This is a genomic window from Paracoccus mutanolyticus (assembly GCF_003285265.1).
Taxonomy (GTDB): Bacteria; Pseudomonadota; Alphaproteobacteria; order Rhodobacterales; family Rhodobacteraceae; genus Paracoccus; species Paracoccus yeei.
In genome coordinates this window covers 3077092-3098769 of the sequence record NZ_CP030239.1, presented here as the reverse complement: position 1 = coordinate 3098769, position 21678 = coordinate 3077092, and the positions used below count along the sequence as shown (strand labels likewise).

Here is a 21678-nt window from a genome sequence, read left to right as displayed (position 1 = left end):
CCCGGCTTTGTAGGGCGCGACCAGCCAGCGCCGCGTGCGCGCGCGATTGCGGCTGTGTCGAGCGCGCCGTCTCGCATCGGGCGCGCGCCGGTGATCGTCAGATCCTCGCCGGGGCGCGCCACGGGCTGGCCCTCGGCCTGGCCCACGTTGATGTGGTCGCGGCCGATGCAGACAAGCCGCTCGCCCGCCGACGTTATAGGGCTCGGCATAGCTGACGGTCAGCGTGCCGACCAGGCCGATATGGTCGGTCACGGCGGCCAGCGCCGACCGGACTGGTCCAGGGCCACGCAAGGATCTGGAACGACAGGCGGTCGGGACCGGAAATTACGGCTTTTCCTTCACCCTTGATCCCCCGCTTGAGGAAGGGATGGAGTTCACCATCACGGTCATCGCCAGGTCACATGATGTATTGCCGTTCCCGCCGCAAGAGCCGCGGGAGCGGTTTTCTAGTTTCGGCTGACGTGGTACATTGCGTTCTGGAGCGTGCGCCGTGTCGCCTCGATCAGTCGCCACAGATCCTCCCCGCGCATCCGGCTGGATGAGGCGTTGGCCGCCGCAACCGGCCGCCCCGCGGTGGTAGATCACGACCTGCCGAGTTCGGCGTAGCTGCGCGAAGCATCCTCGGCCAGCGCGCCTAATATCCTTCGGTCGATCGCGTCCAGCTCTGCGCCTGGACGGTGCGTTGTGATCCCCCACGCGAGCTACCAAAAGGTGCTGATCGTGTCAAGCAGGCTTCTCGTGTCGGCCCATGCCTCATGCGTAGCTTTATCTGTTTGAACCCATCGACCGGCAGGCTTCTTGCTTGGCATTTCAGGCGGCATATTGGTATCCCTACACGATACCGCGCACGATGCGCAACGCAGTTCCATCCGTCAACCTCAGTTCCGGCGGGGCCGGGGTGGATCGTGTCGCTCATGAGAGACGGCGGCGGGGTGTCGGCTGCGAGCGCGGCCTGGTCCGCCGCGCTGTCGGTCGCCGCGGCTTGAAGGTCTCGTAATAGGCCGACCCGTCCACCCCCATCAGGCCGGAACAGGTCCAGCGGCCAGCACCCGGTCGGTAGCCGGCCGCCCGAGCGACTAGCCGTGCCGTGGATCCAGGGCACCAGCGATGCGCTGGACAGCGGCTGGTGCGCGGCCCAGATGCGGCGCGCCATCTCGACCACGCCGTGAGGATCGCCCGGCTGTTGCGGCCCAGCAGGCAGAGCAGGATCGCCCGAAATACGCAGGCCATCGTCGCGGTCGGCGGCGCTGCTGGTGCCGTCCGTCGCGGCCCCGGCAGCATAGCCATAAAGGAAATCCGCATCGACCGTCGAATACAATGCCGAAACCTTGACGTGGCCGCCATCCTGGAAGGACTGCGCCGTCATCTGGTTCGGGCCCAGGCGGGGCGCTAAGGGTTCTGGGAAGGACCAGTAGGCCGTGTACTGGCGGGCTCGCTCCGCCGACGATCTCGCCCGGCCACGCCTCGCTGGCGCGCTGGGTGCTGAAGACCCTGGATCAGCTGCAGGTGGGCAAGCCCGTGGTCGTTAGCCGTAGCGCGCTGCTGAAGACCCTGCGCGAGATTGCCGGCCCGGCCAGCGACGGCATCCTGATCCCCAACACCGTGGACACCGGCGGATGTTCCGCGCGGCTGGCGCTTCGCTTGGCATCGGCCTCGTCTTCGTGATGACGGCGCGGCCGTCGGACCTGGCACGCGCGCTGGACGGGGCAGGCGTGCTCCCCTCGATCTCCTACCTGCTGACCGCGCCGCTTCCGCTGCCAGATGACCATGCCGTCCTGCATGCGGGGGTTGGTGTTGGCGCCGCCGCCCTGGCTGACCTGCACGCGCTGGCCGGTGTCCTGCCGGTCCACATGGACCTGCGATCCGTCCGACCAGGGCAGGTAGGGGCGGCAGCGCTGTCGTGAGCGCCGGCACGTCGACCTGCTGCTTGCGGATCAGCCAGTAGTCGGCCATCACGATCCCGAACAGCGGCCCCAGGAACGCCCCGAGCGCGCCCAGGAAATAGACGATGACGATGGGCGAATGTGGAGACGGCGGGGTTCCCGGCGGATCACGCCGATCACGCGCGCCACGGCAGCCGGCCCGAGCCCAGCGTGCGGGATCGTTACCGTGCCGGACCCGTTGACCGTGCCCTGGAAAGCGCCCGAGAATTCGCCCCCGGCTTCGACGGGTAGGTCCTAGATGCGGCGGCCGCCCCGGTGATGTAGGATGGGGCGCCGATCCGTCGACTACCTCGGCATATTCGACGACGTGGCGCAGGCGGAAATTCGACGAGGAGGGCGGCAAGAGACGGCGAACGCCTCGCCGGACGATCGGCGCCCGCGCTGACGCCCTGCGACATCGTGCCTCGCCTATTTCGCGAAGGCGCATCGCGATCCGACCGCAAGCCGTTGCTGAGGCCCTCGGGGCACGGAACAAAGCCTTGCCCGGCCGCAGCCACGCCGGCGACCGGCGCGCGCGGGATGGCCGCGCCCCGAGAGCCCGGGCCGCGCATTCCGCGCCGCCGGTCCAGGCCGCTGCCGCTCGCGCCGCCGCAGCTCGCCCGCCGCCTGGACCGCCTGCTGCCTGCCCGCCTCGGTCGCCGCGCGTCGGCGTCGGGCTGCTCCGCCGCCTCGGTCGCGATCTCGGCCGCCTCGGTCGCCTCGCCGATCCGCGCGTCGATCGCTCTCGGCCGGGTGATGGCCGCGCCGACGCAGACGCGGTCGCTCGGGCTCCATCGCGGCGCGATCTCGCGCTTCGTCCGCAATACTTGCTGCGTCACTAGCAGCCCTCCACACGCGAGCCGCGCACCTTCGAATTCGGCGGCCGCTGTCCCCACTCGAGAGTGCTCGTGGCGGGATAATCACCCGAGGGCAGTCGAGCGGCTGCAGGTCGACATCCGTTCTGTGTCGATGGTGAGCGGGAGCGAAGGATCGCCGATGGGCAGAGGAGTTCGCCAGCCACGACGAAAGAGCGAATGGCCGAGCCGGTCGCGCCGAGGGAATAAGATCCGAGCACGGGTGACGGGGCTGATGACGGCATGCGCACTCCATGAAAAAGCCCGCGCGAGGCGGGCGAATTGATCCTTGGCAGCAAAAAGGCCCCGCCCATGGGGCAGAGCCTTTTTTCAATCGGTGTGGTGGTAGGTGGCGCTATTTCTTGCTTTGGTCTTTATCGGCCTTGGTAATAATCGCCGCCCGATAAAGCGAATCGATCAGAATTGCGCCCGCATCAAGGCCGCGCGCGTGGATGGTTTGCAGCAAGGTTGTCAGAGTGGGGTCGATGATGGTCATCATGTCTCCTCCTGAAGATGACGCAAGTCGAGCGTGTGATGGATAACGCGCAACCACAATGGCGCGAACACACGTTTAACAAGATTTAATCAACTGCCATACTACCTGCCGGACATGACGAAACCGCCAAGTTGCCGCAGGTGAAAAATGCGCGCAGAAATTGCTTATGGCCGAGGGACATAGAGTGTTCTGTTTACGAGTTCTCCCTCGGCCACGCGCGTTACCCCAGCAGTTTCGGATTGTGGCGCCCGCGCGCTGGGGCTAAGACCGCCTTGGTTGCACTGACCTGCTTGTCACTTTCCTTCCGGGTAGGATGGTGCAACCACCCCCGGACAAGGCGGGTGATGGCGGCTCAGATCGTGAGCCGGGTCAGCTTGCTGCGAGCCCGCGAGGCTCAGGCTCGCCCGCCAGATTGGCGTCATGCAGCGGGCAGCCCGCGGTCAGCCACTCGGGCCAGCGCGGGTTCTGGACGCCCTCTCCATCGCTCGGTTGGCAGGTGCACCCGGCCGCGATGGCCTCCTTGGTCCCGGGCGGCAGATCCTGGTCAGCCATTGATATCGAAGACGGGGGCATATGGGTGCGCCAGCAGAAAACGAGGGCAGGTATATTCGTGCCGTTCACCGATGGTCTCGCCGCGGTTCTAGATCAAACGCATCGTGCCGGCGAGACGATCATCGCCCAGCCAAATGGGCGACCGTGTAGCTATTCATTGGCTCACAAGCTGGTCACAGAGGTCCGTGCGGAAATCGACGCCATGGCATGGGATATTCACGCCCTGCGCCACTCCGCGGCCTCTGAAATCGCCAGTCTGCCGGGCATGAGCATCGAGCACGTCATGGCCATCACCGGGCACTCGTCCGAGCAAATGGCACGACATTACAGCCGGAAGGCCGACATGCGCGCGAAGGCGCGAGAGGCGCAGAACGCAAGGAGAACGAACCGGGAAACAGGAAACGCCGGATGAAACGGCGCGTCTCGTTTCTTGAAATACAAAGGCTTACATGAGAATCGATATGATTCAGGAACATCTCCTTGGTCAGCGTCGTGCCCTTGCGCAGGCTCAGCAGTTCCAGGATCTGGTACTCCTTGCCGGTCAGGTTCAGCGACTTGCCGCCCACCTCGACCGAGCGCGCGTCCAGGTTCACCACCATCTCGCCCGTGCGGATCACCGACTGGCTGTGGCCCTTGGAACGGCGGATGATCGCCTGGATGCGGGCGACCAGTTCATCCCGATTAAATGGTTTGGTCATGTAATCGTCAGCCCCGAAGCCAAAGCCGCGCAGCTTGCTTTCCGTGTCGTCCGAGCCGGTCAGGATCAGGATCGGCGTGTCGACGCGGGACATGCGGATCTGGCGCAGGACTTCCATCCCGTGCATGTCGGGCAGGTCCAGGTCCAGCAGGATCAGGTCGTAGTCATAGAGCTTGGCCAGGTCGATGCCTTCTTCGCCCATGTCCGTCCGATAGACGTTGTAATTGGCATGGGTCAGCATCAGTTCGATGCTGCGCGCGGTGGTCGGATCGTCCTCGACAAGAAGGATTCGCATTTCGTAAAGCCCCTGGGTGAACCGTAATGCACAATAGCTGGCATGAAATGGTTAATATCCTGTTACCGACGATCCTGCCTCATACAAAACAGCTTAAAATTGTCTAAATTTTTGCAACTGCGTGATTTTCAACGCGTTCCGCCCGTGCCGCCCGACCGCCGCGACCCAGCCGTCGAATTCCTCCTCGGTCAGGTCATAGCGCTGGATCGCCTCGGTCCGCGGCAAAAGCCCGTGTTCCACCGCCGCGACCACCACCGCCTTGCGGCTGGCGACCCAGCGCGTGTCGCGTGGCGGCAAGTCGGCGAGGGTCAGGACTGTCCCATCGGCCAGGATCGCCGTCCGAGGGCCATGCGTTTTTTTCAAGAACATCGGCAATTTCCTGTCTTCCATATCCATGGTTCTGGCAGAAAATCCTTAAGCTGCGGTGAAAACCGAACCGGGCGGTACTCCTCTTGGCCTTGAGAATTGCGCCAATTTTCCTATAACTGTAACGAACTGCGGCCCGCCCCCAAGCCTCCCGGGTCGGCAAAGGACGATCCAATGACAGCCCACAGCCCCGCCACGCGCCTTGCAGCGCCCAACAATACATTGAACTCGCTTGGTTTTGCGAAAAGCCCGTCAGCCACCCGCGTGGTCGTCGCCATGTCGGGCGGGGTCGACAGTTCCGTCGTCGCCGCCATGCTGGCAGCCGAAGGGTATGACGTGATCGGCGTCACCTTGCAGCTTTACGATCACGGCGCGGCGCTGGCGAAAAAGGGAGCCTGCTGCGCGGGCCAGGATATCCACGACGCGCGCCGCGTCGCCGAGCGGATTGGGTTCCCGCATTATGTCCTTGATTACGAAAACAAGTTCCGAGAATCCGTGATCGAGGAGTTCGCCGAAGCCTATCTGGCCGGCGCCACCCCGGTGCCCTGCATTCGCTGCAACGAACGGGTCAAGTTCCGCGACCTGCTGCAGACCGCGCGCGAGCTTGACGCCGATTGCATGGCGACCGGGCACTATATCCGGCGCTTCGACGGGACGAACGGGGCCGAGTTGCATATGGCCGCCGACCCGAATCGCGACCAGAGCTATTTCCTGTTCTCGACCACGGGGGAACAGCTTGATTTCCTGCGCTTTCCGCTTGGGGGCCTGGCCAGCAAGGCGGAAACGCGGGCCTTGGCCGCACGCTTTGGCCTGGCCGTGGCCGACAAGCCCGACAGCCAGGACATCTGCTTTGTCCCCAACGGCAATTATGCCAGCGTGATCGAGAAGCTGCGTCCCGGCGCTGCCGACCCGGGCGAGATCGTGGACCTGGATGGCAACGTCCTGGGCACGCATCGCGGGGTGATCCACTACACGATCGGGCAGCGGCGGGGCCTGGGGATCGGAGGCCTTGGCGACCCGCTGTATGTCGTCCGGCTGGAGCCCGATGCCCGGCGCGTAGTGGTGGGGCCAAAACAGGCGCTGGCGACAAGGATCGTGCCGGTGACCGAGGTGAACTGGCTGGGCGACGAGCCCCTGACCAGCGAAATCGCGATCAATGCGCGCATCCGTTCGACCCGTCCGCCCCGGCCCGCGATCCTGCGGCCGACCGGCGACGGCCGGGCAGAGGTCGAGCTTCTGGACCCGGAGGAAGGCGTCAGCCCCGGCCAGGCCTGCGTCTTTTACGCGACCGAGGGCACGCGCGTCCTGGGCGGGGGCTGGATCGCCCACCGCCGCGCAGCTTCTAGGTGTTTGATCCCACGGTTTGATGGTGCGATCCTTTCTTGGGAATGGAAGGATGCCCTATGGGACAAGTTCGTCACGGCAGCGCCACGACCACGCACGCCATCCGAGCAGCAATACAGCGATCGCACGCTTCGCTCGCGAGCTGAGCCGGGAGCTGGCATCAATCCCAAGACGGTGCGAAGTGGCGCAAGCGCGCGACGGTCGAGGATATGAAGACCGGTCCGTCGGAGCCGCGTTCGACGATCCTGAGGAGGCCGAGGAGGCGGCCGTCGTTGCGTTTCGGCGCCATACGCTGCTGCCGCTGGACGACTGCCTTTATGCCCTGCAGCCGTCCATTCCCCACCTGACGCGCTCGGCGTTGCATCGCTGCCTTCAGCGACATGGAATATCGCGCCTGCCCGATGTGGATGGCGACAAGCCGAAACGTCAGAAGTTCAAGCGCTACCCCATCGGCTTCTTTCAGATTGATATCGCCGAGGTGGTCTTGCCCCCGTTTCGCCGGACACTCAGGCGGTTGCTCTTTGAGCTGCAATGAACTCGCGAGGCGAGCGCATCTTCAGCCCTGAGTGCGGGTGGTTGTCGTTGCAATCCTCGATCCATGACCCGATCAATCCAAGCACCGACAGCCGCGGATGGCCCCACCACAGGCCATCCGCGCGGCGTCAGGCGAAGGCTTCCGAGATGCCATTGCTTTGCGGGCTCTGGACCGGTGTGAAGCAGGGCTTCAAGCCAAGCTGGCGGGCAAAGATCTGGGTGTCCTTCGCGCTGTAGGGCGAGCCGTTGTCGGACAGCATCTCGATGACCCATGGGGCACGATATGCGTCGAAGCGGCGTTCCACCGCTTCGAGCATGATGTCCCGGATGTCAGAGCCGCTGATCCCGGCGTTCACCACGGCGCGCCAGGCGATGATTTCGCTGTCATGGGCATCGATGAGGAAGGCACCCCGGACGACGTCCCCATTCCAGCAGGTGAACTCGAACCCGTCCGAGCACCAACGCAGGTTCGACCGCATGACGATCACCTTGCCGTCGTGAACATGCTCGGGACGTTCGGAATATTTTCGCGCCAGCAGCAGGTTATGGGCCTGCATGATCCGGTAGACCCGCTTGTGGTTGACCGGCGCCAGGCCTTCCGACCGCAACTGCCGGTTCAGGATGGCCGTGATCCGCCGGTAGCCATAAGTCGGTCGCGCCGACACGAGGGCCATGATCAACGGCACCACCGCCGCGTCTTGCGCCTTTTGATAGCGCCGACGCGGCTTCGTCCTGCCCTGCAGCCGGTCGATCAGGTTCGAGCGGGCCACCCCCAGAGTTTCTGCCACGGCTTCGCGAAGGCGTAGCTTCGTGGAATAGGCGAAGAAAAAAGGTCAGTTTTTTGCCAAACCTGGCGGGGGTAGATTTTTTTGAATTACTGCCGGAGCGCTACCGTTCTCGCGCCAAGACTTCTAGGTGTTTGATCCCACGGTCGGCGTGCGGCGATAATTCCGCGTCTGATCTGCGGTGATCCCGCGGATGAGAACGACCCCTACGAGGCAACCGATGACACCCACACATGGCACGCGCTTAAGGCGCTCCGGTCCGAACGGGGTGTCCCTTCCTCATGTCCGTCAGTTTGCCATCATCTCACTCTGCCCTCGCCACCTCGTTCAGGCCAGCAGCAGCGGCCTGCAATCCTATCTGCTCAAGCCGGTCTCCAGGCTTCGCCCGTTTTCAGCATGGCCCAGATCGCCCGCGCCATGCGATTGGCCAAAGCGATGGCTGCAACCTTGAGCGGCTTTGTCGCGACCAGGCGGCCCAGCCAATCTGTGCTGGGTTCAGAAAGCCTGCGCGCGGAGATCACGCCCATGGCGCCAAGAGAGAGCAGCCGTCGGATATACCGGTTGCCCATCTTGGAAATGGAGCCCGGCCGTTCCTTGCCGCCACTTGAATGGGGCTTGGGCGTGAGCCCCAGCCAGGCAGGCAGATCACGGGCTGACCGGAAGCTCGACACATTGGGCAACGTTGCCGCCAGAACGCTGGCGGTAATGGGCCCGATGCCGGGCATTGTCTGGAGCCGACGGGCTGTCTCGTCCACTTCCGCATCGGCTTTGATCTGAGCCGTCATGACATCGATGCGCTGCTTGGTGTCGCGGAACTGGCCGGCAAGCAGGTCGAGTGGCATCCGTGCCTCTGGCGGCAGACCAGCTGTCTCAGCCTCGGCAATGAGGCGACCCATGTTATGGACGCCTTTCGGAACGACAATGCCGAACTCGCCCAGATGTGCCCGGATCGCGTTGGCAAGTTGTGTCAGCTGACGGACCAGAAAATCACGTGCCCGGTGCTGCATCAGCACCGCCTGCTGCTTCTCGGTCTTCAGCGGCACAAAGCGCATGTTGGGGCGAATGACGGCTTCGCAGATGGCCTCTGCATCGGCCGCATCAGTCTTGCCCCGCTTAACAAAGGGTTTGACATAGGAAGGCGGGATCAGCCGCACGTCATGGCCAAGCTTTGCCAGTTCCCGCGCCCAGTGATGAGCTCCCGCGCAGGCTTCAATGCCAATGAGACAGGGGTGCAAGCGTGAGAAGAACAGCAGGACCTGTGCCCGCCTGACCTGCCGCCGCACGAGAACAGCGCCGTTCTCATCAACGGCATGAACCTGGAACAAGTTCTTGGCCAGATCCAGCCCGACCGTGGTAATCTCCTTCATGGATGGCTCCCTTCATTGGTCACTCTGACAGCAACCAATGTGGCACATTGTACTTGCCGGAGGGCGATATCACAAAAGCCGCGCTGATTTCGCCGTCGTCTGTGTGCAGGATTAGTCCGTCATCCGCCGGCTCCAACTGCCGGACCTCAATGCCGCATGCGACATTCAGCCCGAACGCCAGCGCCGCCTGCTCCAGATAACCGCCGCCAACGATACAGCAGGTTCGAAGGCCACGCCATTGCGGTCAAACACCTCGACCAGCTTGGCGAAGTCGGCGAGCGTCGCGCTGCATCGGTGCCTTCAGCGTCATCCGGCATCTCTCGACTGCCCGACGTGGATGGCGACAAACCGAAACGGTCTAAGTTCAAGCACTATCCTATCAGGCTTCTTTCACATCGATATTGCATTGCCGAGGTGCAGACCGCCGAAGGGAAGCTCTATCTCTTTGTCGCAATTGACAGAACCAGCAAGTTTGCCTTCGTTCGCCTCGTCCAAAAGGCGGGGAAGATGGCTGCAGCCCAGTTTTTGCGCGACCTGATGCCGCAGCTCCCTACCGGCTCCATAAGGTGCTGACCGACAATGGCATACAGTTCGCAAATCGGAGCTGCGACACGACCGCCTTCGAGCACATCTTTGGCCGCGTGTGCCGTGAGCATGGGATCGAGCACAGGCTGACAAAGGTAAAGCATCCATGGACCAACGGCCAGGTCGAACGAATGAACCGCACGATCAAGGAGGGTGAAGGGTCAGAAAACGCTCCCGGGGGGCTGTAGAAGAAGTGCCATCCCTCTGTTTCACTGTGCCTATTGGTGGATAGGAGGTTACAATGCTGGGTCGGAAGGAACGCGGGCAGCTGGAGCTTTTCATCACCGGGTCACTCCGGAGCCTGATCCCTGACGACCATGTGCTGGTGAGGGTTGATCAGGTTCTCGATCTCGAGTGGCTGCGTGCTGAAGTGGGTGCTCTCTCTTGCGCCGACCACGGCCGCCCCGGCATCGACCCCGAGGTTGCTGTGCGCCTGATGCTGGCCGGCTTTCTTCTCGGGATCGTCCATGACCGGCGCCTGATGAGGGAAGCGCAAGTCAATCTCGCGATCCGCTGGTTCGTCGGTCACGCCTTGCACGAGGCGCTGCCGGATCACTCCTCGCTGACGCGCATCCGTCAGCGTTGGGGCGAGGACGTCTTCCGCCGGATCTTCACGCGAGTCGTGCGCCAGTGCCAGCAAGCCGGGATGGTTTCAGCCGAGGCCGTCCACATCGACGCAAGCCTGATCCGGGCGAATGTCAGTATGGATGCGCCGGTGACGCGCCATCTGGATGCGGTCGAGGCAGCCCACGACACAGCCGAGGCCGACCACACGGCGCGGGACGCGCGCAGGAGCGGCAGGTTCAAGACGCTCTGCCGCACGGATCCGGACGCCACCATGGCGACATCCTCCAGTGGCCCTCTGCGCCCGGCCTGCAAGCAGCACCGGCGGTTGATGACCTGGCAGGCGTCGTCGTCGATGTAGAGATCGTGACCGGCGAGGCGCATGACACGGGCCGGTTCGACGAGCGCCTCGGCGCCATCGAAGTGTCCGGGGTTACCCCGGGGGGTTTCGGGGGGGACACGATTTATGGGGTGGGACGGGTCTTCGCCGCCCTTGAGGACCGCCAGATCGAAGCCGTCATCCCGCCTCTTCGCGCGCCCCGCCGCAAAGGGGCGCAGGGATTGCCCACCGAGCGGTTCAAGTATGATCCTCAAGACAACGTGGCCCGATGTCCGGCGAAGAAGCGGCTGACCCCTCGCAACAGCACCAAATCCGGAAAGTGGTATCGTGCGGACCGGCGCGATTGCACACGCTGTCCCCTCAAGGCGCAATGCCTGCCCCGGGGCGCCACATCTCGCCGGGTGCATATCGTAACCAAGCATGCGGCCATCCTGCGCGCCCGGCGCAAACGCGCGACATGGGGTGACGATGAACACGCGATCCATACGCGCCACCGTTGGCGGGTCGAAGGCGCGCACGGCACGGCCAAGACGCTCCACGGACTTGCCAGGGCCATCCGCAGAGGGCTCGAAAACATGAAGATCCAGGCCCTCCTGACGGCCGTGGCAATGAACCTCAAGAAGCTGGCGGCAGCCCTGCAGTTCATCAGGTCAATCATTGAAAATCGGACCCTGCCCCAGATCCCAGCAGCAGCATGAAACGACTTCTTCAACAGCCCCCCCGGATCGTTTTCTGATCCGCTTCACCCTCCATTACGACAGCCATGATCAACTGCGGACGCATCTTGCGGACTTCATGTCCGCCTACAACTTCGCGCGCAGGCTCAAGACCCTCGGCGGCCTCACGCCCTACGAATACATCTGCAAAATCTGGACATCAGAGCCAGATCGATTCATCGTAAATCCGATCCACCAAATGCCGGGACTGAACAGCTAGGCCGCGGCGGCCAGCAGGCGGATCCGTTCAACCATGGCACGCAGCCCGTTCGAACGCTGCGCCGACAGGTGTTCCTCCAGCCCCAGGCGGCGCAGCTCGGCGGGGGCGTCGATGGCGGCGACCTGCCCGACCGGCACGCCGGAAAACAGCGCATGCAGGATCGCGATCAGACCGCGCACGATCAGCGCGTCGCTGTCGCCCTGGAAATCGAAGGTTCCGCCTTCGATCCGAGGCATGATCCAGACCTGGCTGGCGCAACCCTCGACCTTGGTCGCCGGCACTTGCAGGGCCGGGTCCATAGCCGGCATCGCCTTGCCCAGTTCGATCACATGGCGATAGCGCTCTTCCCAGTCCTCGAGAAAATCGAAGGTTTCGGCGATTTCTTCAAAGGCGGGCGTGGCCATAAGATGTCCTTTCAGCGCGGGCGTCCCGGCATAGCGCGGCCGGCCCGCAAGGTCAAAGAGGCTTTCGTCACCGCGCAGTTTGGCCTATCACTCGCGCCAAGGACAGCGACGATGGGGACAGCGGATGCGGATCGGGACTTGGGCCAGCGTGGGCATGGTGCTGCTGGCGGCGGCGGGTTGCGCCCGCCTCAGCGAAAGCCGGCTGAACCCGATGGGCTGGTTCGGCGGCGGATCAAGCCAGCCGACCACCCTGATGCCCGAGGGCGGCTATCCGACCGCCCGGGACGATGCACGGCTGGGCCTTGCCCATATCACCTCGGCCCGGTGGGAGCCGCTTTACGAAGGCCGGATACTGGTCGTGACGGCCGTGCCCGCGACGCAGGGCTGGTGGGACGTCGCGCTGGTGACGGAAATGCGGATGCCGCCCGGCCGCATCCAGCCCGACCAGGACGGCGTGCTGCGGCTGCGGCTGGTCGGCCATCCCCCGCCCCAGGGCAGCGCAGATCGCGGCGCGCAGCCAACCCGGCCTCGGACGAGCGTGACGCGCCGTCGCTGACCCTGTCCGAACGAGGCGCTGGCCGATATCCGCGAGTCATCATCACCGGCGCCGGCAACGCGGTCAGCCTGCGCCGCTGAAAAGGCGGCCATGAAAAAGGGCGCCGATGGCGCCCTTGCATGGGTAGCAACCGCTCCTCCCCGAACGGTTCAGACCATCTTGCGCAGATAGGTCCAGGTCGGGACCAGCGCATTGCGCGCCACCGACCAGCTTTCCGCATCGCCCAGATACTCGAACCCGCAATTGGTCAGGACCCGGGCCGAGCCGGGATTGTCCTGGAACGCCTCGGCAAACAGCGTGCGCGAGCCGTGCGGGTTCGCATCCACCAGGGCTGCGACCGCCTCGGTCGCAAAGCCGGTGTTCCAGAACCCCGCCCCGATCCAGAAGCCCAGTTCGGACTGCGAATCCTCAAGCCGGGTCAGCGAGACCACGCCCAGCAATTCGGCCAGCTTGTTCGCGGACCCGTCGATAGCCCAGACATCCTCGTCCCGGTCGGGCGACATCGCACGGCGCACATAGCTTTCCGTGGCGCCCGGCGGCAGCGGATGCGGGATCGAGCGCGTCCCCTCCGCCACGCGGCGATCCTGGGTGTAATGCGCGATCAGCCCGACGTCGGACGCCCGAAGCGGGCGCAGGACAAAGCGCTCGGTCGCGATCACGACCTGCTGCTGCGGTGGTGGCGCGATCAGTTCATTCATCGATTCCTCCCTCGTACTCGCAAATGATATGGGCATTAATCCTGAAATATCTAAGGGGACCGGCTTGCGCCGATCCCCTTTTTAACACCTTGGGTGTTAAGAACGGCTTACTCGGCAGCCTCGAGATTCGCGGGCAGCACGGAAATATAGGTGCGGCCCTTGAGGCCCTTGCGGAAGCTGATCTGACCATCGGTCAGCGCAAACAGGGTGTGGTCGCGGCCCATGCCGACGTTCGCGCCCGGCCACCAGGTGGTGCCGCGCTGACGCACGATGATGTTGCCGGCGACGGCCTGCTGACCGCCGAACAGTTTCACGCCCAGACGGCGGCCGGCCGAATCGCGACCGTTGCGGGACGAACCGCCTGCTTTCTTGTGTGCCATGGGTTCAGTCTCCTCAGTTGGCGGTTTCGACGCGGGTGCGAGCGCCCACGGCGGCTTTCACGTCGGTCTTGTCCGCGCCGCTTTCCAGCAGGTCGGTGACGCGGATCAGCGTCAGTTGCTGGCGGTGCCCACGGGTGCGCTGCGAGGAATGCTTCCGGCGGCGCTTGACATAGGTGATGACCTTGTCGGCCTTGATCGTGTCGATCACCTCGGCCTGCACGGCGGCGCCCGAAACCAGCGGCGCGCCGATGGTCGAGCCGATCATCAGCACTTCGTTGAACTGCACCTTGTCGCCGGCCTCGGCGTTCAGTTTTTCGACGCGCAGCACGTCACCGGATTGGACCCGGTACTGCTTGCCGCCCGTCTTGAGAACTGCGAACATTCGCTTCTTCCTTGTTTCCCCGCGTCCTGCGGCCCTTGCGATGCAAGTGTTCGGTGGGTTTCCCCGCCTTCGGACAGCGCACCCTGGAAGGGGTGAGATTAAAAATAACACGCCGGCAACGGGCAAAGGCCCGGCCGGTCACGGTCATATGGCGGATTCGCCCGGCAAAGTCAATGCCGTTCCCCGGTTCAGGCGGCCAGTTCACCGGCCAGTGAATTGGGGGCGCTGCGGGTGATGCGGACGCGGACCAGATCGCCCACGCGGGCCTGCGGCGCCTCGACAAAGACGGCATGCAGATAGTCGGACTTGCCCACCATCTGCCCCGGCATCCGGCCGGGTTTCTCGAACAGGACGCCCAGCTCGCGCCCGACCATGCCGGCCTGCGCGGCCTTCTGCTGGCTCGTCAGCAGGGCCTGCAGTTCCTGCAAGCGGGCGTCGGCCAGGTCGCTGTCGACCTCGGGGCGGTCATAGGCTGGAGTGCCGGGGCGCGGCGAGTATTTGAAGCTGAAGGCGGTGCCGAAATTCACCTGCCGCACCAGATCCAGCGTGCCCCGGTGGTCGGCGTCGGTCTCGCCCGGGAAGCCCACGATGAAATCGCTGGTCAGCATGATGTCGGGGCGCGCGTCGCGGATGCGGTCGATCAGGCGCAGATACTGGTCCACCGTATGCTTGCGGTTCATCGCCTTGAGGATACGGTCCGAACCCGACTGCACCGGCAGGTGCAGATAGGGCATCAGCTTCGGCTCAAGCCGATGCGCCTCGATCAGGTCGTCGGCCATGTCGTTGGGGTGGCTGGTGGTATAGCGGATGCGATCCAGCCCGTCGATTTCGGCCAGCGCCCGGATCAGGCGACCGAAACCCCATTCGCCGCCGTCCCCCTCGCCATGCCAACCGTTGACGTTCTGGCCCAGAAGCGTGATCTCGCGCACGCCGCGCGACACCAGGTCGCGGGCCTCGGCCATGATGCGGCTGACGGGGCGCGAGACCTCGGCGCCGCGCGTATAGGGCACCACGCAAAAGGCGCAGAACTTGTCGCAGCCCTCCTGCACGGTCAGGAAGGCGGCGGGCGCGCGGCGGGTTGCGGCGGGTTTCGGCAGGTGCTCGAACTTGTCCTCGGCCGGAAACTCGGTATCGACGCCGCCGCCGGCGCGCGCCATGGCGGGCAGGCGGTGATAGGCCTGCGGGCCGACGACCAGGTCGACGATCGGCATCCGGCGCTGGATCTCGGCGCCCTCGGCCTGGGCCACGCAGCCGGCGACGCCGATCTTCAGGTCGGGACGCTCGGCCTTCAGGGGCTTCAGCCGGCCAAGGTCGGAATACAGCTTCTCGGCCGCCTTTTCGCGAATATGGCAGGTGTTCAGCAGCACCATGTCCGCCTCGGCCTGGTTCTCGGTCAGCACATAGCCTTCGGCGCCCATGGCCTCGGCCATGCGCTGGCTGTCATAGACGTTCATCTGGCAGCCGTAGGTCTTGATGAAAAGCTTCTTCGCTGCCGTGGTCTTGGCTTGGTCCGTCATGCCGCGCTGTCCTTGAGGTTGCGCTGCTGATACAGGAAAGCCCAGGATTTGCAAAGCCACGACAAGGATGCCCGATGAGCGACGAATACGTCTATGACGAGGAAAGCGGCGAATGGCTGCCCGCCAGCGAGATCGCGGCGCGCAAGACGACGGTGGTGCGCGACGCCGCCGGCAACGAACTGGCCGATGGTGACCAGGTCGTCCTGGTCAAGGACCTGAAGGTCAAGGGCGCGGGCCAGACGCTGAAACAGGGCACGGTGATCCGCTCGATCCGGCTGACCGACAACCCCGAGGAAATCGACTGCCGCCACGACACGATCAAGGGGCTGGTGCTGCGCACCGAATTCGTGCGCAAGCGCTGAGGTCCGGCGAACTGCCGTTTCGCGCCCTGCCCGCGCGCCAGCCTGCCCGTGCCGCCGGGCAGATCGCCGGCGCGCGCCCCGCGCCCCATTGAACGCCTTGTTGCGCCCGGCTAGCCTTGTCGCAACAACCGCTTAAGGAGCCTGTCATGAACACACCCCAAAGCTGGGACGCCCGCGCCAAGGAGTATTCGCTTTACGGCTTCACCGACATGCCCTCGGTCCACCAGCGCGGCACGGTCGTGCTGACGCATGGCGAGGGACCCTATGTCGTCGACACCGACGGAAAGCGCTATCTGGATGCGAACTCGGGCCTGTGGAACATGGTCGCGGGCTTCGACCACAAGGGCCTGATCGAGGCCGCCAAAGCCCAGTACGACCGCTTTCCGGGCTATCACGCCTTCTTCGGGCGCATGTCCGACCAGACGGTGATGCTGTCGGAAAAGCTGGTCCAGGTCTCGCCCTTCGCCTCGGGCAAGGTGTTCTACACCAACTCCGGCTCCGAGGCGAACGACACCATGGTCAAGATGCTGTGGTTCCTGCACGCCGCCGAAGGCAAGCCCGAGCGGCGCAAGATCCTGACCCGCTGGAACGCCTATCATGGCGTCACCGCCGTCTCAGCCAGCATGACCGGCAAGCCCTACAACAGCGTGTTCGGCCTGCCGCTGCCCGGCTTCATCCACCTGACCTGCCCGCATTACTGGCGCTTTGGCGAGGAGGGCGAAACCGAGGAGCAGTTCGTCCAGCGCCTCGCGCGCGAGCTTGAGGACACGATCCAGCGCGAGGGCGCCGACACCATCGCCGGCTTCTTCGCCGAGCCGGTGCAGGGCGCGGGCGGCGTCATCCCCCCGGCGCAGGGCTATTTCCAGGCGATGCTGCCGATCCTGCGGAAATACGACATCCCGGTGATCTCGGACGAGGTCATCACGGGCTTTGGCCGCACCGGCAATACCTGGGGCTGCGAAACCTATGACTTCACGCCCGATGCGATCATTTCGTCCAAGAACCTGACGGCGGGCCTGTTCCCCATGGGCGCGGTGATCCTGGGACCGAACCTGGCCGCGCGGGTCGGCGCCGCCGTCGAGGCGATCGAGGAGTTCCCGCACGGCTTCACGGCCTCGGGCCATCCGGTCGGCTGCGCCATCGCGCTGAAGGCCATCGACGTGGTGATGAACGAAGGGCTGGCCGACAACGTCCGCCGCCTTGCCCCCCGCTTCGAGGAAGGGCTGAAGCGCCTGGCCGAAAAGCCCAACATCGGCGAATATCGCGGCGTGGGCTTCATGTGGGCGCTGGAGGCGGTCAAGGACAAGGCGACCAAGACGCCCTTCGACGGCACCCTTTCGGTCAGCGAACGCATCGCCAACACCTGCACCGACATCGGGTTGATCTGCCGGCCGCTGGGTCAGTCCGTGGTGCTGTGCCCGCCCTTCATCCTGACCGAGGCGCAGATGGACGAGATGTTCGAGAAGCTGGATCAGGCGCTCGACAAGGTCTTTGCCGAAGTGGCCTGAGCGCCTTTCACCAGGGATCGCCCCCGCCCAGCGTCGCGCGCGCCATCACGACGCGCTGGGGGGCGATGCCCGCGCCCGCCGCGAAATCCAGCACGCGCTGGTCCTGCTCCAGCAGGAAATCCAGCACGAACTGGGCGAATTCGGGCCTGCCGGCCATGACACGCAAGCCGGCCACGTCCGTGCCCGACTGCGTCAGCAGTTCGGATACCAGCTCGGGTTCGGCGGCGATGTGCTGGAATGCGGCATCCGCGATGTCGCGGGCTTCGGCCAAAGTCATCTCATCTCGCAATCTCGTGACCAGGGACGCGATCCCGGAAACGCTTTTTTAACCATTTGCGGCGCAGGATGGCCGCAAGGGCAGCAGGTGTAAAGCAGGCGGATGAATATGGCGGGGCGCATTCTTGTCGTGGACGGCGTGCCGACCAACCGCATCACCATGAAGGTGCGGCTGACCTCGGCCTGCTACGAGGTGTCGGCCGCAGGCTCGGGGGCCGAGGCGCTGCGGACCGCGGCACTGGCCCATCCCCAGATCGTGCTGATCGGCGCCAGCCTGCCCGACATGACGGGGGCCGAGCTTTGCGCCGCGCTGCGGGCGGCGCCGGGCGGGGCCGACCTGCCGGTGCTGGTCCAGGCGCATGGCGCGGACCGGATCGCGGCGCTCAGGGCCGGTGCCTCGGCGCTGATCGACGCCTTCAGCGACGACCTGACGCTGCTGGCGCGCATCCGTGGGCTGATGCGCCACGACGGAATGCTCGATCACATCCACCAGACCGGCCTGGCCGAGGACTCGCGCGGCTTCCTGCACGATCCCCGCCCGCGCGCCCTGTTCGTCGCCGACCAGCCCGCCACCGCCCTGGGCTGGCGGCACGCGCTGCAAGGCCGCGTCAACTTCGCCATCGGGGTGTCCGACCCCGAACGCGCGCTGGCCGAGGCGGCGCGCGGCCGCGTCCCCGCGCTTTACGTCATTGCCGCCGACATCCACCAGCCGGGCGACGGGCTGCGGCTGCTGTCGGAACTGCGCTCGCGTCCCCTGTCGCGCGATGCGGGCTTCGTGATCGTGCTGCGTCCGGAACGCGCCGAGATGACGGCCGTGGCGCTGGACCTGGGGGCGGGCGACGTGCTGCCCGCCGACCTGACCACCCAGACCGGCGCGACCGAAGCCGCCTTTCGCCTTGAATCCCAGCTCGCGCGCAAGCAGGAAGCCGACCGCCGGCGCGAGGAAACCCAGCGCAACGTCCAGCTTGCCATGACCGACCCGCTGACCGGGCTGCACAACCGCCGCTTCGCCCTGCCCCGGCTGGCCGAAGTTTTCGACGAGGCCGAGCGCGAGGGCGGGCGTCTTGCTGTCATGGTGCTGGATCTGGACCGCTTCAAGCAGGTCAACGACGTGCACGGCCATGCCGCCGGAGATGCGGTGCTCGCCACCATCTCGCGCCGCCTTGCGGCCAGCCTGCCCGACAGCGCCCTTCTGGCCCGCCTGGGCGGAGAGGAGTTCCTGGTCGTCCTGCCCGGCTGCCAGGCGCGCGACGCCCGGCTGATCGCCGAAAGCCTGCGCCGCAGCGTGATGGATCGCCCCGTTCCCCTGCCCCCCGAATGTGCCGCGCCCGAACTGTCGGTGACGATTTCGGCCGGGATCGCGCTGGCCGATGGCGCGCAGGGCGGGATGCGCAGGCTGGACCCGGAGCTGCTGCTGGCCCGGGCCGACCGGGCGCTGCTGACGGCCAAATCCTCGGGGCGCAACCGCATCGTGCTGGCGACGCCCGCCATAGCCGCCTGAAAACCGAGACCTTGGGCCGGCTTTCCATTTGCCGCGCCGTTCCCTATCCTTGCGGCACCAGGCAAAAGGAAACTGCTCATGTCCCGGTCCCAGGACAACGCCGCCCTGCCCGAGCGGCCCTTGAAACAGGCGATGCTGCGCGGTGCGATGCGGCGTTGCCCGGCCTGCGGCGAAGGCCCCCTGTTCGACGGCTACCTGAAGATCCGCGATCATTGCGACGATTGCGGGCTGGACCTGACGCCGCAGCGCGCCGACGACGGCCCGGCCTATGTGTCGATCCTGCTGGTGTCGCACCTGGGCGCGCCGCTGATGCTGGCGATCTTTGTCGCTTGGCGCCCCTCGGCTGCGGCGCTGCTGCTGGGCTTCGGAATCGGGGCCGTGGTGCTGTCGCTGCTGCTGTTGCCGCTGATCAAGGGCGGGTTCGTGGGCCTTCAGTGGGCGCGGCGCATGCACGGCTTCGGTGCGGATGCGCAAGCGGCCGCCCGGACGAAGCAGGCCGGCGCCGCATGACCGACCCCATGCCCATCCGCGACGCGGCCACCGTGATCGTGCTGGACCGGAACGCGGCCGGCGGGCCCAGCGTGCTGATGGGCCAGCGCGGGGCGCAGGCGGCCTTCATGCCGTCGAAATACGTCTTTCCCGGCGGCGCGGTCGATCCCGAAGACGCCAGGGTTCGCTTTGCGATGCCGCTTGACGCGCGCACCCGCCGCCTGCTTGCGGCCGAGCCGCGCGACGGCGCGCCCATCACCCCCGAGGCATTGGCCGCCGCCGCCCTGCGCGAACTGGCCGAGGAAACCGGCCTGATGACCGGCACGCCGGGCCCCGCCCCGCAAGGCTGGGACCATTACGCCCGGGCGTGGCTGGCCCCCGATCCCGCCGCGTTGATCTATCTGTTCCGCGCGATCACGCCCCCGGGCCGCACCCGGACAGACTGATGCGCTTCCTGCTTCTTGGCTTTCTCACCGGGGCCATTTGCGCTCTTGTTGCCTTGGCTCTCGGTGCCCGGTGGTGGATGATCCTGTTGACCTACGCCATTGCCGGCACCCTTGGCACCGAGGTGGTGCTGGCCGAAATCGCTGCGTTGGCTGTCCAGGACGGCCCCCTCACGATGCCCGAGACGGTGCCGTTCTTTGACAACCGCACCCCCCAGCCCCGCTTCGCGCGAATCGCCTAGGCGCTAGTTCCCCGAAAACTGCGCGGGCCGCTTTTCCAGAAAGGCGGCCACCCCTTCGGCGAAATCCGACGTCTGGCCCATCTGCCCCTGCAATCCTGCCTCCAGCGCAAGCTGATCCGCCAGTCCGTTCCCGCCCGAGGCCAGCAAAGCCTGCCGGATCGCCAGATAGGCCCGGGTCGGACCCTGCGCCAGCGCCTGCGCCCGGGACTGCACGCGGTCCTGGAACGCGTCGTCTGGCACGGCTTCCCAGATCATGCCCCAGTCGGCGGCCTGCCGGGCGGTGACGGGCTCGGCCAGCAGCATCATGCCCATGGCCCGCGCCAGCCCTGCCGCGCGGGGGACGAAAAAGGTGCCGCCGGCATCGGGGATCAGGCCGATCCGGCTCAAGGCCTGCACGAACCTGGCGCTTTCGCCGATGACCAGGTCGTCGGCCAGCGAAGGTTCGCCCCCGCCCAGCAGCGACCCGTGGCCGGGCGATGAACGGCACCGGCGCGCCGGTGATCGCGGCCAGCATCGGCTGAACTCCTCGCGCAGGACGCGTTCGACATCCAGCCCGGCCGAGGCATCGGTCAGGTCCTGCCCCGAACAGAAGGCGCGCCCCGTCCCGGTCAGGACCACGCAGCGCGTGCCGGCCCGCAGATCGGTCAGCGCGGCCGTGATCTCGGCCCGCATGGTCCGGTTCAGCGCGTTCATCACTTGCGGCCGGTTCAGTGCGATCTGGGTCAAGCCGGCCTGATGGCTGACAAGAATGCTTTGATGATCCATGGTTTCTCCCCGTTTGGCGCCATCCTGCCGCGCGGCGCGGGGCCGGAAAAGCCGGACCTCGCGTCAGTCGCGCATGATCCGGTCCAGCCGGGCCTTTTCCTCGGGAGTCAGGCCCTCGCCCTCGGGCTCGGCGCGGCCGCGCGCCGCGACGAAGCGCCAGCCGATCAGCAGGGCCAGCAGCGCCATCACCGGCCCGGCCAGATACAGCAGCCAGTTCCACCCCCGGGCCGGCGGCTGGAACAGGACGTATTCGCCAAAACGGTCGGTGACGGCCTGGATCGCCTGCGCATCGCTGTCGCCCGCAACCAGCCGCTCGCGCAGGTAAAGCCGCAGGTCGCGGCTGATCGGCGCATTGGATTCGTCGATCGTCTCGCCCTGGCAGACCGGACAGCGCAGCACGCGCGAGATGTCGCGGGCCCGCGCCTCGAGTGCAGGGTCGGACAGCACCTCGTCGGGCTGGACCGCAAGGGCGGGGCCGCCCAGGACCAGCATCAGGCAAAGCAGGATCAGCCGCATCG

At 65.7% G+C, this 21678-nt stretch carries 23 protein-coding genes and 7 pseudogenes; 15 read left to right on the top strand and 15 right to left on the bottom strand.

All coding sequences use genetic code 11. The features are described 5' to 3' along the window. Window positions 1-581 precede the first annotated feature (581 nt). Both DPM13_RS24100 and DPM13_RS24095 read right to left on the bottom strand, forming a co-directional pair. Window positions 582-629, bottom strand: coding sequence for a hypothetical protein (locus tag DPM13_RS24100; RefSeq protein WP_223252634.1), 48 nt, complete (start codon window positions 627-629; stop codon window positions 582-584). 5 nt (window positions 630-634) lie between these two features. Then, window positions 635-1366: a hypothetical protein gene (locus DPM13_RS24095; RefSeq protein WP_223252122.1), complete on the bottom strand. Its 732-nt coding sequence runs from the start codon at window positions 1364-1366 to the stop codon at window positions 635-637. 113 nt (window positions 1367-1479) lie between these two features. Between DPM13_RS24095 and DPM13_RS16900 the strand changes: the two genes are divergently transcribed. Then, window positions 1480-1665: a hypothetical protein gene (locus DPM13_RS16900; RefSeq protein WP_189654759.1), complete on the top strand. Its 186-nt coding sequence runs from the start codon at window positions 1480-1482 to the stop codon at window positions 1663-1665. Beyond that, complete coding sequence (locus DPM13_RS21465; protein WP_189654758.1) at window positions 1617-1904, top strand: hypothetical protein; 288 nt, start codon at window positions 1617-1619, stop codon at window positions 1902-1904. The genes DPM13_RS16900 and DPM13_RS21465 overlap by 49 nt, the downstream gene beginning before the upstream one ends. 1227 nt (window positions 1905-3131) lie before the next feature. Here DPM13_RS21465 and DPM13_RS21460 read toward each other — a convergent pair. After that, window positions 3132-3272, bottom strand: a complete 141-nt coding sequence (locus tag DPM13_RS21460) for a hypothetical protein (RefSeq protein WP_189654757.1) — start codon at window positions 3270-3272, stop codon at window positions 3132-3134. A 313-nt stretch (window positions 3273-3585) separates the two neighbouring features. On the opposite strand from DPM13_RS21460, the pseudogene DPM13_RS26260 reads away from it, so the two are divergent. After that, window positions 3586-4107: pseudogene (locus tag DPM13_RS26260) on the top strand (tyrosine-type recombinase/integrase); the annotation flags it as partial. A gap of 7 nt (window positions 4108-4114) precedes the next feature. Here DPM13_RS26260 and DPM13_RS16885 read toward each other — a convergent pair. Next, on the bottom strand, window positions 4115-4816 hold the full coding sequence (locus tag DPM13_RS16885; RefSeq protein WP_317616338.1) for a response regulator: 702 nt from the start codon (window positions 4814-4816) through the stop codon (window positions 4115-4117). A 93-nt stretch (window positions 4817-4909) separates the two neighbouring features. Next, window positions 4910-5185, bottom strand: coding sequence for a CtrA inhibitor SciP (sciP, locus tag DPM13_RS16880; RefSeq protein ID WP_112888804.1), 276 nt, complete (start codon window positions 5183-5185; stop codon window positions 4910-4912). A gap of 171 nt (window positions 5186-5356) precedes the next feature. On the opposite strand from sciP, the pseudogene mnmA reads away from it, so the two are divergent. Together mnmA and DPM13_RS16870 are read left to right on the top strand one after the other, a co-directional pair. Further along, window positions 5357-6505, top strand: a pseudogene (gene mnmA, locus DPM13_RS16875) (tRNA 2-thiouridine(34) synthase MnmA); the annotation flags it as partial. A gap of 80 nt (window positions 6506-6585) precedes the next feature. Then, window positions 6586-7007: pseudogene (locus tag DPM13_RS16870) on the top strand (IS481 family transposase); the annotation flags it as partial. Window positions 7008-7032: 25 nt separating this feature from the next. On the opposite strand, the pseudogene DPM13_RS16865 reads toward DPM13_RS16870, so the two are convergent. Together DPM13_RS16865 and DPM13_RS16860 are read right to left on the bottom strand one after the other, a co-directional pair. Beyond that, window positions 7033-7854, bottom strand: a pseudogene (locus tag DPM13_RS16865) (IS3 family transposase); the annotation flags it as partial. Window positions 7855-8207: 353 nt separating this feature from the next. Further along, a complete protein-coding gene (locus DPM13_RS16860) occupies window positions 8208-9212 on the bottom strand; it encodes an IS110 family RNA-guided transposase (RefSeq protein ID WP_080620016.1) in 1005 nt (334 codons plus the stop codon). 283 nt (window positions 9213-9495) lie between these two features. On the opposite strand from DPM13_RS16860, the pseudogene DPM13_RS16855 reads away from it, so the two are divergent. From DPM13_RS16855 to DPM13_RS16840, 3 pseudogenes are all read left to right on the top strand, one after another. Then, window positions 9496-9949: pseudogene (locus DPM13_RS16855) on the top strand (DDE-type integrase/transposase/recombinase); the annotation flags it as partial. An 89-nt stretch (window positions 9950-10038) separates the two neighbouring features. Continuing rightward, window positions 10039-11399 (top strand): annotated as a pseudogene (locus tag DPM13_RS27760) (transposase). 52 nt (window positions 11400-11451) lie between these two features. Continuing rightward, window positions 11452-11637 (top strand): annotated as a pseudogene (locus DPM13_RS16840) (IS3 family transposase); the annotation flags it as partial. Here DPM13_RS16840 and DPM13_RS16835 read toward each other — a convergent pair. Beyond that, window positions 11634-12041: a SufE family protein gene (locus DPM13_RS16835; protein ID WP_112888456.1), complete on the bottom strand. Its 408-nt coding sequence runs from the start codon at window positions 12039-12041 to the stop codon at window positions 11634-11636. The pseudogene DPM13_RS16840 and the gene DPM13_RS16835 sit on opposite strands and share 4 nt — an antisense overlap. A gap of 124 nt (window positions 12042-12165) precedes the next feature. On the opposite strand from DPM13_RS16835, the gene DPM13_RS16830 reads away from it, so the two are divergent. After that, window positions 12166-12597 carry a hypothetical protein gene (locus DPM13_RS16830; RefSeq protein ID WP_223252120.1) on the top strand — a complete coding sequence of 144 codons (432 nt, stop codon included), beginning with the start codon at window positions 12166-12168 and terminating at the stop codon, window positions 12595-12597. A 149-nt stretch (window positions 12598-12746) separates the two neighbouring features. Here DPM13_RS16830 and DPM13_RS16825 read toward each other — a convergent pair whose 3' ends face one another. From DPM13_RS16825 to miaB, 4 genes are all read right to left on the bottom strand, one after another. Continuing rightward, a complete protein-coding gene (locus tag DPM13_RS16825) occupies window positions 12747-13295 on the bottom strand; it encodes a GNAT family N-acetyltransferase (RefSeq protein ID WP_028721036.1) in 549 nt (182 codons plus the stop codon). A gap of 107 nt (window positions 13296-13402) precedes the next feature. Further along, window positions 13403-13675: a 50S ribosomal protein L27 gene (gene rpmA / locus DPM13_RS16820; protein WP_028721035.1), complete on the bottom strand. Its 273-nt coding sequence runs from the start codon at window positions 13673-13675 to the stop codon at window positions 13403-13405. Between the two features lie 13 nt (window positions 13676-13688). After that, entirely contained in the window at window positions 13689-14057 is a 369-nt protein-coding gene (gene rplU, locus DPM13_RS16815) for a 50S ribosomal protein L21 (RefSeq protein WP_028721034.1), read from the bottom strand. 188 nt (window positions 14058-14245) lie between these two features. Next, window positions 14246-15574: a tRNA (N6-isopentenyl adenosine(37)-C2)-methylthiotransferase MiaB gene (gene miaB / locus DPM13_RS16810; RefSeq protein WP_112888455.1), complete on the bottom strand. Its 1329-nt coding sequence runs from the start codon at window positions 15572-15574 to the stop codon at window positions 14246-14248. Between the two features lie 74 nt (window positions 15575-15648). Here miaB and DPM13_RS16805 point away from each other — a divergent pair, with 74 nt between their 5' ends. Together DPM13_RS16805 and DPM13_RS16800 are read left to right on the top strand one after the other, a co-directional pair. Then, complete coding sequence (locus tag DPM13_RS16805; RefSeq protein WP_028721032.1) at window positions 15649-15936, top strand: alkylphosphonate utilization protein; 288 nt, start codon at window positions 15649-15651, stop codon at window positions 15934-15936. A gap of 146 nt (window positions 15937-16082) precedes the next feature. Next, complete coding sequence (locus DPM13_RS16800; protein WP_112888454.1) at window positions 16083-17444, top strand: aminotransferase; 1362 nt, start codon at window positions 16083-16085, stop codon at window positions 17442-17444. 7 nt (window positions 17445-17451) lie between these two features. Here DPM13_RS16800 and DPM13_RS16795 read toward each other — a convergent pair whose 3' ends face one another. Beyond that, on the bottom strand, window positions 17452-17721 hold the full coding sequence (locus tag DPM13_RS16795; RefSeq protein ID WP_112888453.1) for a DUF3572 domain-containing protein: 270 nt from the start codon (window positions 17719-17721) through the stop codon (window positions 17452-17454). A 108-nt stretch (window positions 17722-17829) separates the two neighbouring features. Between DPM13_RS16795 and DPM13_RS16790 the strand changes: the two genes are divergently transcribed. The 4 genes from DPM13_RS16790 to DPM13_RS16775 all read left to right on the top strand — a co-directional run bounded on the left by DPM13_RS16790 (window position 17830) and on the right by DPM13_RS16775 (window position 20395). Next, complete coding sequence (locus tag DPM13_RS16790) at window positions 17830-19221, top strand: diguanylate cyclase domain-containing protein (RefSeq protein ID WP_112888802.1); 1392 nt, start codon at window positions 17830-17832, stop codon at window positions 19219-19221. Between the two features lie 78 nt (window positions 19222-19299). After that, window positions 19300-19731, top strand: coding sequence for a DUF983 domain-containing protein (locus tag DPM13_RS16785; RefSeq protein ID WP_112888452.1), 432 nt, complete (start codon window positions 19300-19302; stop codon window positions 19729-19731). Beyond that, on the top strand, window positions 19728-20156 hold the full coding sequence (locus DPM13_RS16780) for an NUDIX hydrolase (protein ID WP_189654756.1): 429 nt from the start codon (window positions 19728-19730) through the stop codon (window positions 20154-20156). Before DPM13_RS16785 ends, DPM13_RS16780 begins: the two co-directional genes overlap by 4 nt. Beyond that, window positions 20156-20395, top strand: a complete 240-nt coding sequence (locus tag DPM13_RS16775; protein WP_112888451.1) for a hypothetical protein — start codon at window positions 20156-20158, stop codon at window positions 20393-20395. Before DPM13_RS16780 ends, DPM13_RS16775 begins: the two co-directional genes overlap by 1 nt. Window positions 20396-20398: 3 nt before the next feature. Here DPM13_RS16775 and DPM13_RS16770 read toward each other — a convergent pair whose 3' ends face one another. Both DPM13_RS16770 and DPM13_RS16765 read right to left on the bottom strand, forming a co-directional pair. Beyond that, entirely contained in the window at window positions 20399-21121 is a 723-nt protein-coding gene (locus DPM13_RS16770; protein ID WP_262983171.1) for an enoyl-CoA hydratase-related protein, read from the bottom strand. Window positions 21122-21223: 102 nt separating this feature from the next. Next, complete coding sequence (locus DPM13_RS16765; RefSeq protein WP_028721025.1) at window positions 21224-21676, bottom strand: cytochrome c-type biogenesis protein; 453 nt, start codon at window positions 21674-21676, stop codon at window positions 21224-21226. Window positions 21677-21678 lie beyond the last annotated feature (2 nt).

Bases quoted from the DNA above. Each gene is read 5' to 3' on its own strand.
- DPM13_RS24095 (WP_223252122.1), bottom strand. From the start codon at position 1,366: ATGACGGCGCAGTCCTTCCAGGATGGCGGCCACGTCAAGGTTTCGGCA.
- DPM13_RS21465 (WP_189654758.1), top strand. From the start codon at position 1,617: ATGTTCCGCGCGGCTGGCGCTTCGCTTGGCATCGGCCTCGTCTTCGTG.
- DPM13_RS21460 (WP_189654757.1), bottom strand. From the start codon at position 3,272: ATGACCATCATCGACCCCACTCTGACAACCTTGCTGCAAACCATCCAC.
- DPM13_RS16885 (WP_317616338.1), bottom strand. From the start codon at position 4,816: ATGCGAATCCTTCTTGTCGAGGACGATCCGACCACCGCGCGCAGCATC.
- sciP (WP_112888804.1), bottom strand. From the start codon at position 5,185: ATGTTCTTGAAAAAAACGCATGGCCCTCGGACGGCGATCCTGGCCGAT.
- DPM13_RS16860 (WP_080620016.1), bottom strand. From the start codon at position 9,212: ATGAAGGAGATTACCACGGTCGGGCTGGATCTGGCCAAGAACTTGTTC.
- DPM13_RS16835 (WP_112888456.1), bottom strand. From the start codon at position 12,041: ATGGCCACGCCCGCCTTTGAAGAAATCGCCGAAACCTTCGATTTTCTC.
- DPM13_RS16830 (WP_223252120.1), top strand. From the start codon at position 12,166: ATGCGGATCGGGACTTGGGCCAGCGTGGGCATGGTGCTGCTGGCGGCG.
- DPM13_RS16825 (WP_028721036.1), bottom strand. From the start codon at position 13,295: ATGAATGAACTGATCGCGCCACCACCGCAGCAGCAGGTCGTGATCGCG.
- rpmA (WP_028721035.1), bottom strand. From the start codon at position 13,675: ATGGCACACAAGAAAGCAGGCGGTTCGTCCCGCAACGGTCGCGATTCG.
- rplU (WP_028721034.1), bottom strand. From the start codon at position 14,057: ATGTTCGCAGTTCTCAAGACGGGCGGCAAGCAGTACCGGGTCCAATCC.
- miaB (WP_112888455.1), bottom strand. From the start codon at position 15,574: ATGACGGACCAAGCCAAGACCACGGCAGCGAAGAAGCTTTTCATCAAG.
- DPM13_RS16805 (WP_028721032.1), top strand. From the start codon at position 15,649: ATGAGCGACGAATACGTCTATGACGAGGAAAGCGGCGAATGGCTGCCC.
- DPM13_RS16800 (WP_112888454.1), top strand. From the start codon at position 16,083: ATGAACACACCCCAAAGCTGGGACGCCCGCGCCAAGGAGTATTCGCTT.
- DPM13_RS16795 (WP_112888453.1), bottom strand. From the start codon at position 17,721: ATGACTTTGGCCGAAGCCCGCGACATCGCGGATGCCGCATTCCAGCAC.
- DPM13_RS16790 (WP_112888802.1), top strand. From the start codon at position 17,830: ATGGCGGGGCGCATTCTTGTCGTGGACGGCGTGCCGACCAACCGCATC.
- DPM13_RS16785 (WP_112888452.1), top strand. From the start codon at position 19,300: ATGTCCCGGTCCCAGGACAACGCCGCCCTGCCCGAGCGGCCCTTGAAA.
- DPM13_RS16780 (WP_189654756.1), top strand. From the start codon at position 19,728: ATGACCGACCCCATGCCCATCCGCGACGCGGCCACCGTGATCGTGCTG.
- DPM13_RS16775 (WP_112888451.1), top strand. From the start codon at position 20,156: ATGCGCTTCCTGCTTCTTGGCTTTCTCACCGGGGCCATTTGCGCTCTT.
- DPM13_RS16765 (WP_028721025.1), bottom strand. From the start codon at position 21,676: ATGCGGCTGATCCTGCTTTGCCTGATGCTGGTCCTGGGCGGCCCCGCC.